8 protein-coding genes and 1 pseudogene are annotated in these 8,970 nt (G+C 63.5%); 2 read left to right on the top strand and 7 right to left on the bottom strand.

Annotated features, from left to right (window positions below):
- From Q427_RS35030 to Q427_RS28270, 3 genes are all read right to left on the bottom strand, one after another.
- Positions 1-955, bottom strand: a 955-nt coding sequence (locus Q427_RS35030; protein ID WP_231613983.1) for an acetate--CoA ligase family protein, incomplete at its 3' end; no start/stop codon positions are given.
- Entirely contained in the window at positions 916-2,085 is a 1,170-nt protein-coding gene (locus Q427_RS35025) for a CoA-binding protein (protein WP_231613982.1), read from the bottom strand. The genes Q427_RS35025 and Q427_RS35030, both read right to left, overlap by 40 nt.
- A 136-nt stretch (positions 2,086-2,221) precedes the next feature.
- Positions 2,222-3,022 (bottom strand): enoyl-CoA hydratase/isomerase family protein, encoded by an 801-nt coding sequence (locus Q427_RS28270; protein ID WP_043518948.1) that lies wholly within the window; start codon positions 3,020-3,022, stop codon positions 2,222-2,224.
- Between the two features lie 294 nt (positions 3,023-3,316).
- On the opposite strand from Q427_RS28270, the gene Q427_RS28265 reads away from it, so the two are divergent.
- Positions 3,317-4,243 carry a MurR/RpiR family transcriptional regulator gene (locus tag Q427_RS28265; protein WP_043518946.1) on the top strand — a complete coding sequence of 309 codons (927 nt, stop codon included), beginning with the start codon at positions 3,317-3,319 and terminating at the stop codon, positions 4,241-4,243.
- Positions 4,244-4,319: 76 nt separating this feature from the next.
- Here Q427_RS28265 and Q427_RS28260 read toward each other — a convergent pair.
- Both Q427_RS28260 and Q427_RS28255 read right to left on the bottom strand, forming a co-directional pair.
- Positions 4,320-5,295: pseudogene (locus Q427_RS28260) on the bottom strand (NADPH:quinone reductase).
- A gap of 105 nt (positions 5,296-5,400) precedes the next feature.
- The gene (locus tag Q427_RS28255; RefSeq protein WP_043518944.1) at positions 5,401-5,961 is read right to left on the bottom strand and encodes a hypothetical protein; all 561 of its coding nucleotides are present in this window, start codon (positions 5,959-5,961) and stop codon (positions 5,401-5,403) included.
- Positions 5,962-6,099: 138 nt separating this feature from the next.
- Here Q427_RS28255 and Q427_RS28250 point away from each other — a divergent pair, with 138 nt between their 5' ends.
- Positions 6,100-6,876 carry a glycerophosphoryl diester phosphodiesterase gene (locus tag Q427_RS28250; RefSeq protein ID WP_043518942.1) on the top strand — a complete coding sequence of 259 codons (777 nt, stop codon included), beginning with the start codon at positions 6,100-6,102 and terminating at the stop codon, positions 6,874-6,876.
- A gap of 179 nt (positions 6,877-7,055) precedes the next feature.
- Here the strand turns inward: Q427_RS28250 and Q427_RS35020 are convergent, their stop codons facing one another.
- Together Q427_RS35020 and Q427_RS28245 are read right to left on the bottom strand one after the other, a co-directional pair.
- Positions 7,056-7,367, bottom strand: a complete 312-nt coding sequence (locus Q427_RS35020; protein WP_231613981.1) for a hypothetical protein — start codon at positions 7,365-7,367, stop codon at positions 7,056-7,058.
- Positions 7,364-8,470, bottom strand: coding sequence for a xanthine/uracil/vitamin C permease (locus Q427_RS28245; RefSeq protein WP_231613980.1), 1,107 nt, complete (start codon positions 8,468-8,470; stop codon positions 7,364-7,366). Before Q427_RS28245 ends, Q427_RS35020 begins: the two co-directional genes overlap by 4 nt.
- Positions 8,471-8,970 lie beyond the last annotated feature (500 nt).

Here is an 8,970-nt window from a genome sequence, read left to right as displayed (position 1 = left end):
CGGTTTCCTCGTCTGCAGTGGTCGTGGAACGGTCACGGTCGACGATAACCCGGGCGTCAACCACGGCATAGCCATCGGCATGGGCGATCACGGGATTGAGGTCCAGCTCGGAAAGCTGCGGATAGGCTTCGACGATCCGCGATACCGTCAGCAGCAGGTCGATCAGTGCCTCCTTGTCCACGGCGGACTCGCCACGCACTCCGGAAAGGATCTTCTTCGCCTTGATCTGTTCGACCATGCTCCTGGCATCATGGCGCGTCAGCGGTATCGAGCGGAAAGCCACGTCCTCGAGTATCTCGACGAAGATGCCCCCCAGGCCGAACATCAGCACCGGGCCGAAGATGGGGTCGCGGATCACCCCGACGATCACCTCCACCCCCTTCCTGGCCATGGGTGTCACCAGCAGCCCTTCGATATCCGCATCGGGATCGTAGGCCCGACAAGCGTCCAGAATCTCAGCTCGGGCCTGCCGCAGGGCTGGCTCACCGACCAGGTTGAGCTTGACGCCACCGGCGTCGGACTTGTGCAGGATGTCCCTGGAGACCACCTTCATGGCCAGCGGCGTATCGCCTGCGGCACCACGGAACCGAGCGGCGGCCTCGACCAGTTCCTCCTCGCTGCGAACCACGAGTTCAAGGGGTACATCAATGCCATGGTCGCGCAGCAGTTGTTTGGCTTCGTACTCGAACAGGTCGCGCCCTTCGGCCTGGGCGCGGGCGAACAGGGCGGAAAGCGCCGGCTGCGGTTCCACGGACGTTTCAGGTGCCTGGCTGTGGCTCTGGGCCAGGTACTGGCCCCGCTCGCCCAGGGCCGCCAGCACCCTGACCGACTGCTCGATGGAGGCGTAGATGGGCAGGCCCGCCTCGTGCAGACGGCGCAGGGCAGGCGGCTTGATCGGCGTGTAGAGACTATAGATCACCAGCGGCTTGGTGGTGGCCTTGGAAAGATCCACCATGCCTCGGCGCCGCGCATCTCGTCGCCCAGCAACGACTCGGCGAAGCGGATGCTGTAGCCGCCGAACATGCCGACCAGGAAGACGCTGTCGACATTGTCGTCCTCGGCCACGATCTCCATGCAGGTAGCCAGCAGGGAGGGGTGGGCGTCCGTGGAGCCGGCCACGTCCACCGGATTGACCGTGGACGCCTGGGGAATGAGGATGTCGCGCAGGCGCTGGCGCGTGGTGTCGGAGAGCTCGGCGAGCTCAAGCCCCGCTTCGGCGAGTCGGTCGGAGGCAATGGTCGCCTGGCCGCCGCCATCCGAGATCACGGCAACACGCTTGCCCCGGGCCTTCTGCAACAGACCCAGCCCCTCGGCCACCGGCAGGATCTCGTCGGAATACTGTACGACGCTGACCCCGGCCTGGCGCAGCAGGTCTACGGTCATGGCATAACTGCCAGCCAGGGCGCCGGTGTGGGAGCTGGCGGCCTTCTGTCCCTGCTCGGTGGAGCCGGACTTGTAGACCACCACCGGCTTCATGGCGGTGACATCCCGGGCCACTTGCAGGAATTTGCTGCCATCCCGGAAACCTTCCACATAGAGAGCAGCGACCCGCGTGTTCTCATCCTCGCCCAGGTAGCGAAGGTAATCATTGAAGCCGATATCGCTCTGGTTGCCCGGCCCCACATAGGTGCTGAAGCCTACCTGGCCGTTGTGCTGTGCCTCAAGTGCCAGCGACAGCAGCATGTTGCCGGACTGGGAGATGATGCCCACATCGCCCGCCTTGACGTTGTCGAGCGCCAGCAGGTTGATCCGGTGGTGCAGATTGAACACGCCCGACGTATTGGGGCCGATGATGCGTACCCCGTGCGCCTCGGCCCGGGCCATCATCTCGCGCTCCAGGGCCGCCCCTTCGTCGCCGATCTCGGCGAATCCGCTGGCGAGTATCACCGCTCCCTTGATGCCACGCCGGCCACACTCGGCGATCAGGGCCGGCACGGTGGCGGCCGGGGTGCAGATCAGGGCGAGCTGTGGATTGCCCGGAATGGCCGTCACCGACGGCCACGCCTTAACCCCCAGGATCATGTCGGCCTTGGGGTTGACCGGGTAGATGTCGCCTTTGTAGCCGTCCTTGACCAGGCCCACCATGGCCTTGTAGCCGCGCTTGGTGGGGTCGCTGGAAGCGCCGATGATGCAATGCCGGTCGGCGCCAGGATGTCATGGAGCGGGCTGCGGGTCGGCAGGTGTCCTTCGATGGGATTCATGTCTCGCTTACCTTGGCCTGTCACTGGCCCTTGAAGTTCGGGGAACGTTTCTCGGCGAAGGCGTCGACGCCCTCCTGCCAGTCTTCGGTGGTCGAACAGGTGAAGACGGCATCCAGCTCCTGCTGCAGCTGCCCTTCCAGGTCGGTATGTCCACCCTGGTTCACCAGGCGCTTGAGCATGGCGATGGAGACCGGTGCCTGCTTCGCCAGGTCCCCTGCCAAACGGTGGGCCTCATGCAACAGCGAATCCTGGGGCCAGCTCGAAGTGGCCAAGCCGATTCGCGTCGCCTCCTCGCCATCGATACGCCTACCGGTGAAGAGCAGTTGGCGCGCCATGCTCAACCCCACCAGCTGCGGCAGGATCTTGGAAACACCGCCGCCGACACAGGTACCGATGCTGGTTTCCGGGAAGCCGATCTGCGCGTCGTCAGCCATGACAATGAAGTCACAGGAAACCGCCATCTCGGCGCCCGCGCCCAGGGCATAGCCGTTGACGGCAGCAATCACCGGCTTGCGCAGGCGGAGGATCGCTTCACAGACGTCATTGCCGAGCTGCAGGTACTGACGACGCTGGAACAGTGTGCGCTTGGCACCTCCATGCTCTTTCATGTCGGCACCGACACAGAAGGCGCGCCCCTCACCGGTCAGGATAACGGCACGGATGTCGTCATCCGCCTCGGCGCTGTCCAGCGCTTCCAGCAGGTCGGTATAGAGGGCTTCCACGACGGCGTTGAGGCGATGGGGGCGATTGAAGCGTATCTCCATCACACCACCCTGCCGGGCAATGTTCAGGGTTTCGGGACTGGGGCTGGATTGGCTCATGGGCTAAGCGGTGACTCTCATGATGGAACAGTGGCAGAAGGAGGATCCATAACGCCCGAAGCAGATATTTCGAGCGGAAACAAATGTGCCGTTATTCGAAAATAATGACACATCTGTTTTGTGGAGAATCCTAGCCAAGCTTGACCCGGGCGTCAATACGCACGTGCTGAAAAACAACAGAAAGAGGTACGAATGTTTCATTCCTTGACGTGAACCATGGGGTACAATACGACCTACGGCTTTCGGCCGCCCGCACCGTGCCACTGGGTAATACGCCCCTTGCAGGAGACCGACGTGCTGGAACACGAATCGCAGAGCGTTGAAACGCAGGATGAGGTGCCCAGGCCGCCATCGAGCCTGGATGCCGTGAATCAGCAGCTGGCCGCTGTCTATCCGGAGCTCAGCCCACAGCTGAAGCTTGCCGCCGGCTATGTGCTGGAACATCCGGTGGAAATCGCCTTCCAGTCGATCCGCAAGTCGGCGGCGGCGGCTCGGGTAACGGCCTCGACGCTGGTGCGCCTGGCCAAGCGACTGGGGTTCGACAGCTACGAGCAGTTTCGCGAGGTATTCCAGTCGGCGGTGCAAGCAAGCCCGGTGGAGCTTTCCGGGCGGGCCAGCAATCTGCGCAACCTGGCCAGCCAGACCGATGACCAGGTCTTTCTCGACGTGGGCGATGCGGCCTTCGACAATATCGGCCGGCTCTTCACCGCTGATACCCAGGCCCGGGTCCGCGATGCGGCCAGGATGCTGCTCGGCGCCGAGAAGATCGCCGTGGTGGGGTTTCGGGACACCTTCGCCTGCGCCTACCACTTCGCCTACGTGGGTCGTATCGCCATGCCCAACATCCAGCTCATACGCGGACAGGAAGGCGGGCTATTGACCGAGCTGGCACCCTTTGGCGAAAAGGACCTGGTGGTGGCCTTCGGCTTCGAGCCCTACTGCGGTGAAACCATGCGTGCCCTCGATATCGCCCGGGCCAATGGTGTCCGTCCCATCGTGGTGACCGACACGCTACGCTCCCCCCTGGTGCCAGGCGCCGCCATCACCTTCACCGTGGCCAATGCCACGCCGCACTTCTTCCCCTCGATCCTTTCCGCCATCACCCTGATCGAAGTGCTCCTCGCCGAGTGCGTGGCCTTCGGCCCCGACGGATTGGTCGATAACGTGGCGAGTTTCGAGTCACGAATGCGTGAGATGGGGGCCTACGTCAGCAATGAATAACCCACACAAGACGCCGCCGGCCCTGGAACAGGAACCGGCGGCGCAAGGCGAACCAGAACGGTTTGTGGCGTTGCGATCAGGGCAACAGGATAGTGGAGCCGGTGGTTCTGCGACTTGCCAGGTCATCCTGGGCCTTGCCCGCCTCGGCCAGTGAGTATGTCTGACCGATATCGATCGTGATCTGTCCGCTCTTCAGCATGTCAAACAGCTCATTGGCCATCATCTCCAGGCGCTCACGGGTGTCGGCATAGCCATTGAGACTGGGGCGAGTCACGAAGAGCGAGCCTTCTGGTTGAGGATCCCGATGTTGACGCCCTCGACCGCGCCCGAGGCGTTGCCGAAGCTGACCATCAGCGAACGCGGCTTGAGGCAATCGAGCGAGACCTCCCAGGTGTCCTTGCCCACCGAGTCGTAGACCACATCCACCATCTCGCCATTGGTCAGCTCGCGTACCCGCTCGACAACGTCTTCCCTGGTGTAGTCGATGGTCGCCCAGGCGCCGTTCTTCTCGGCGAGGGCGGCCTTTTCCGGCGAACTCACGGTGCCGATCAACTTCACACCCAGTGCCTTCGCCCACTGGCAGGCAATGGAGCCGACGCCGCCGGCCGCGGCGTGCCACAGGATCGTCTCACCGCCCTTGAGGGGGCAGGTCTGGCGCAGCAGGTACTGAACCGTCAGACCCTTGAGCATGCAGGCGGCAGCGGTTTCCACATCGACGCCCTCAGGCAGCACCACCACCTTGTCGGCAGGCAGCACATGATAGTCGGCATAGGCTCCCAGTGGGCCCTGGGCATAGGCGACACGGTCCCCCGCCTTGAGGTGCGTCACGCCCTCACCCACGGCGTCGACCACGCCGGCCCCTTCGGTACCCAGGCCGGACGGCAGCGATGGCGCCGGGTACAATCCGGTACGGAAATAGATATCGATGAAGTTGAGGCCAATGGCGTGATTCTTGATGCGAGCCTCACCGGGCGCCGGCTCAGCAGGAGTCACCTCCTGCAGTTCGAGAACTCCGGCCCTCCGGTACGAGCAAACTGGATACGCTTGGCCATGGCGTCATATTCCTTGTTCAGTGAATGGAGTGTGCCCCATCCAAACGCCGAATCAGGCAGCGGTCAAGGGTGGCGGGGGCGGTTTGGCGCGGGCACTGGCCAGGTTCAGCCGGGAAACGCCGCCAGGGCGGCGACGAAACGGCTCTTTTCCTGCTCGAAGAAGCGGGGATCATGCTTGAAGCGGCGCAGAATCGCCGCTTCATCGAAGTTCAGCGCCGGCTCCAGTTCGCTGATAGCCTGGGCCGGATGTCCCTGGGCCAGCCCGATGCGCCGCCCGCCGGGGGCGGCGAACCAGCGCGAGATACCGCAGCGCCGGTAGAAAGCTTCGGTTTCCTGGTCGCCGGCCTCCACCCGCAGCGGCGCCTTGAGCGCGAGCTCCCGTATCAGCCGCCGCTCACTCTCGCGATCACCGCTGGGCGAGGCACTCAACCCCAGCACCATGCCGGCTCCCGACTCGTCGAGCACCAGCAACGCCAATGCGCCGGGGCGCTCCTGATCATCGACCAGTCCCCACAGACGAGCGGCTTCGTGGGCGAAAAGCACCTGTCGAGCGCCCGAGAAGGTAACCAGTGGCGTCAGCCCTGCTTCTCGGCCATAGATATCGGCACACAGCCTGGCAAGCCAGGCATCGCGCTGTTCGTCACGCTCGGGGGTCATCACCTTCATGCCATGCCTCACTGCATCGTTCAAAGCCCGCAAGCCTAGCATAATCTGGCGCGGCTCCGCCCGTGCCACAGGCGTCCAGAGTCGCTATTCTGTCACCTGTTGCCATTAGACTGCCCAGGCCGCTCACGGAGTCACTGAATGCCGCCACACCCCGACATCGCCCTGCCCCGCTTGATCGCCCACCGGGGACTTTCTGCCCACGCACCCGAGAACACCCTGGCTGCCGTAAGGGCCGCCTTCGACATTGGCTGCCACTGGGTGGAGCTGGACGTCCAGCTGCTCGGCGACGGCACCCCGGTGATCTGGCACGACCCGACCCTGAAGCGCTGCTCGGATGGCCATGGCCGGCTCTCGCGACTCAGCCTGGCCGAGGCACGCGAGCTCGACGTCGGCGCCTGGTTCAGCGATGCCTTTCGCGGCGAGCGCATGGCCACGCTTGCCGACATGCTCGACCTGCTGGCAAGCCTCCACATGGGCGTCAATCTCGAGCTCAAGGTCGGTCGCAACCGCAGTGGCAGCGAACTGGCCGACGCCGTGATACCACGCCTGCTCGAGGCACTGCCCGCAGAGCACATCATCCTCTCCTCCTTCGACATGGCCGCGCTGCACCACGCCAGATCGCTGGCCGACGCATCACGCCTGCCCATCGGCGTGCTCACCGAAGCCATTCCGCAGAAGTGGCAGTCTCGCTGCGAGGCGCTCGATGCCATCAGCGTGCATACCGACTGGACGCGACTTACGGCCCGGCGGGCCCGGGAGATCAAGGATGCCGGCTACCGGCTGCTCTGCTATACCCCCAATGACCCGGCTGCCTTCGCCCGCCACTGGCTCTGGGGAGTCGACAGCGCCATCAGCGACGATCCGGGCTGCTTCGCCGGTATCGCACCGCCCCCGGCCCTGCCTACCCCGCCTTGACGCACCGCCCCTGACGGCATCGCGGACAATGATCGGGCCGGCAAGGCCTTGTTACTGCCTTGCGCAATACCTGGCACAAGCGGGAACCACCGATCATGCCAGACTCGCGACAGTACAACGGGCCGACACTCGGGGTGTCGGCCCGTTGAAGGGTGGCATTACCGCCTCAAGGTCAGGCGCTAGCGCGCCGCAGGCTGCGGGTCGGCTGTGTCGTCAGGCTCGACCACCATGTCATCCTCGACATGGATCGGTTCCTGCTCTTCCGCCTCTCGGGCGCCACGGGCGCGGTGCTCGATCAGGAAGTAGAGGATCAGGCCGATACCCAGCCCCCAGGCCGCCCCATGGGTCGCCAGCACCACGCCCATGATCCCCGCCACGCCCATGGCCGTGGCATTCTTGATCTGCTCCACCGCCACGGCAATGCACAGGTAGCCGGTAATCAGCAGGGTGATTGACAGTGCGATGGGCAGCACCGGGCGGAAGAAGGTCACCAGGGGCAACAGAAACAGGGCGAAGAAGCGACGATCCAGAACACGCCGGTGCCGGAGTAGATGGTATCCATGGTCTTGCGACCGTAGCGGTAGCGCTCGGTGACCGTCGCCATGCCACCGGTGAACAGCGGCCCGGCCAGGCCCGGGTAGGGGGCCAGCAGCGAGTGCATCAAATTGCGCAGCCCGGTGATCAGGTGTACACGGTCGATATTCACCTCAATCTTCTCATCCGGGCGCAGATGGTCGACGCGCTTGAGCAGCGTCTGACCCACCACGATATCGCCGAAGGCGATGATATAGGCAATGATCGCCGTGGGGATGGCCGCCACCATCAGCTCGATACCCGGTGCACCGATGGAGAACGGCAGGTAGGCCCAGATACCCGCGAAGTCGGGCACGGCAATGCCCCACTCAACGGTCGGCATCGAGTATTCACCGACACCCCAGCCGATCGCCATGGTAATCAACATGCCCGGCACCATGCCGAAAGCCACGATATTGCGCGCCCAGCGGTACTTCTCGGCCAAGTCGCGGAAGGAGAGCGAAAAGAGGACGTAGAGCGTGATCAGCCCGCCGATACCCAGCGAAATCGGGGTGTTATAGAGTCGTCCGCCTTCGACGATCTCGCCGCTGATCGCTGCGATACCGGCGCCCAGCAGGATCCCCGCCTTGATCGAGGCCGGCACGTTGTTGACCAGCTTGGTGCCCAGCCGAGTCACGGCCATGAACAGGAAGATCGCCGTCACCATCAGCTGCAGCGCCACCATGGCGCGAATCGCCTCGGGCCCCGGTTCAAAGTCACCGATGAACAGCAGCACCACCGGAATCGCCGGCGTGATCCAGCCGGCGATGAAGGGCACCCCCAACAGCGGTGGCAGCATGAAGCCGATACCGCACACCACCACGAAGGCAAGCCCCACCTCATAGGGGACGCCGAGATACTGCTCCAGCAGCGGAATCATGCCCAGGGAGATGACGAACATCACCATGGCCTGGATGGTTTCGGGTATCGCCCACTTGAAGTGGATGAAGGGCAGGCGGACCTTGAAGGGTCCCAGCGGCCAGTAGGGATGTTCCTGGCCATATTCGCGTTTGAGCAGCACGTTGGTACCTCAGCGGTTCTGTTTGTTCATCAGCAATCCTGTGTTGACGTTGTTGTTGTTGGCATGGTCCCGGCGGTTTTACGCGGCCGATGCCGGCAAGAACATACGACCTTGGCCGAAGAGAAATTCGTAACATTGTCTACACAAAATGATTACATACGAACCTCATCAGCCAAACGCCATGAGAAACCGGGATATTTCCGCAATATTGTCGACACGATGCCTGCCAATTCGATGCCGTTTACGTCAACGTCAATCATGTCAGTCGAGTCCAGGAAAACTCGACGAGGGGCATGAAGCAGGCGCGCCATGAGACCTTGTTCTACGAAAGGATGAGGGCGTAACAGGGGTATCGATCAGCGATCGAGGAGTGAATCCAGCCAGGCTGTATCAAGGTGGGCTTCCATGGCATCGGCCAGCCGGTCCAGGCCGCGTTCCCGACAGGCGCCTCGATCCACGCGCGCCGGAGTGTGCCATGCCCAGGGCGTGAAGCAGTGCAT

The organism is Halomonas sp. BC04 (assembly GCF_000568385.1).
This window is presented reverse-complemented; position numbering and strand designations above follow the sequence as displayed.

Coding starts and splice junctions, on each gene's coding strand:
- Q427_RS28270 (WP_043518948.1), bottom strand. CDS start 3,022: ATGAGCCAATCCAGCCCCAGTCCCGAAACCCTGAACATTGCCCGGCAG.
- Q427_RS28255 (WP_043518944.1), bottom strand. CDS start 5,961: ATGAAGGTGATGACCCCCGAGCGTGACGAACAGCGCGATGCCTGGCTT.
- Q427_RS35025 (WP_231613982.1), bottom strand. CDS start 2,085: ATGGTGGGCCTGGTCAAGGACGGCTACAAAGGCGACATCTACCCGGTC.
- Q427_RS28250 (WP_043518942.1), top strand. CDS start 6,100: ATGCCGCCACACCCCGACATCGCCCTGCCCCGCTTGATCGCCCACCGG.